Genomic DNA, 1,609 nt, shown 5'->3' with positions numbered 1-1,609 from the left:
CGAGGACGAACAGCTCAAGCCGGGGGATCTGTTGTTCCAGGGGGAGACGGGCGGCATCCTCGCGGGTTCGGTCATCCGCCGGGCCTGGCGCAGTGCGCGCAAGGCCGTCTTGCCCCCGCACGTGTTCGAGTCGCCCACGGGCAAGCGGGTGTACGACAACCGGCACACCCGCCTGACGAAGTGGCTCAACGATGGGATCCCGCCTGCGCAGGTGGCCGAGTGGGCCGGCAACAGCGTGCCCGTGCTGCTTGCCACCTACGCCCGGTGCGTCGACGGGCAGCTGCCGGACTTGAAGAAGCGCCTTGAAGCAGCCGGAGACCTCCCCGAGCTGCCCGACGCTGGTTGATCTTCGGCCAAAGAACTTCGACACGTATTCGACACAGCGACCCGCAAAAACCCGGTGACAGCCGGACAGCCCCGGAGCCCTCCCTTGATCGTCAGGGGAGTGCCCGGGGCTTCGTTATGCGGAGCGATACCCGCTCTGAGCAGCAAAAACGCCCTCCCGAAGGAGGGCGGAGACTATGCGCCCCCGGCAGGACTCGAACCTGCGGCCAAGCGCTTAGAAGGCGCCTGCTCTATCCACTGAGCTACGGGGGCCGGGTGTGGGCCGTTCCGTGACGTTGCCGGGGACAAGGATAGGGCTCCCGCGTCCTTGTCCCTGTTGCTTCGCCTCCGTGGCTCGATGTGGAGGTTCGGTGAAGCGGTCCTGATAATCGCAGGCAGGTACGAATCGTGCATCGCTTTTGGCGCCTTGCGCCACGGGTGTTGTGCACTCGTTATGCCTGGACTGTGCCTGTGTCCCAGTCGCCCCTTCCGTCCGATGTATTCCGTCGGCGCGCAGACATGCTCATATGCTTCAGAATTCCCCTAAAATTGGGCATTCTTCACATGTGGTGACCTTGGACGTACGGCCTCAGCTGCTCGACGCACTCTCCGCCCTGCGCGACCGTGTCGCCGCCGCACGCTTTCCGCTGCCCCTGCCGGGGGCCCCACGCGCGCGTGCCAACCGCGACGAACTGCTCGCCCAGCTCGACGACTATCTGGTGCCCCGGTTGAGGGACCCCGAAGCGCCGTTGCTGGCCGTGGTGGGCGGTTCCACCGGAGCCGGCAAGTCCACCCTCGTCAACTCCCTTGTGGGACGGCGGGTGAGCGAGGCGGGCGTGCTGCGGCCGACCACGCGGACACCGGTGCTGGTCTGCCATCCGGAGGACCATCACTGGTTCAGCGGAATGCGCGTACTGCCCGAACTCACGCGCGTGTGGGTGCCCCAACAGGAGGCGGGGGACGAGCTCCTGCTGCCCGGCGAGGACCCCACGCGCGTGCTCCGCATCGAGACCGCCGACACCCTCCCGCCGGGCCTCGCGCTCCTGGACGCCCCCGACGTCGACTCCCTGGTCGCCGACAACCGCGTCCTCGCCGCCGAGCTGATCTGCGCGGCCGACGTCTGGATCATGGTCACGACGGCCGCCCGCTACGCCGACGCCGTCCCCTGGCATCTCCTGCGCACCGCCAAGGAGTACGACGCCACCCTCGTGACCGTCCTCGACCGGGTGCCGCACCTGGTCGTCTCCGAGGTCTCACGGCAGTACGGCGCCCTGCTCACCAAGGC

The 1,609-nt window shown here is 67.8% G+C and carries 1 protein-coding gene, 1 tRNA gene and 1 pseudogene; 2 read left to right on the top strand and 1 reads right to left on the bottom strand.

Annotated elements, in window-relative coordinates:
* Positions 1-346: pseudogene (locus JF597_RS54680) on the top strand (site-specific integrase); the annotation flags it as partial.
* Between the two features lie 178 nt (positions 347-524).
* Here JF597_RS54680 and JF597_RS54675 read toward each other — a convergent pair.
* Positions 525-597 (bottom strand) — tRNA-Arg (locus JF597_RS54675).
* A gap of 293 nt (positions 598-890) precedes the next feature.
* On the opposite strand from JF597_RS54675, the gene JF597_RS54670 reads away from it, so the two are divergent.
* Positions 891-1,609: dynamin family protein (locus JF597_RS54670; protein WP_294014625.1), on the top strand; the 719-nt coding region annotated here is incomplete at its 3' end.

Source organism: Streptomyces sp., from assembly GCF_019510245.1.
Lineage (GTDB): Bacteria > Actinomycetota > Actinomycetes > Streptomycetales > Streptomycetaceae > Streptomyces.
The sequence above is the reverse complement of the archived record's forward strand: the minus strand, read 5'-3'. Positions and strand labels throughout refer to the sequence as shown.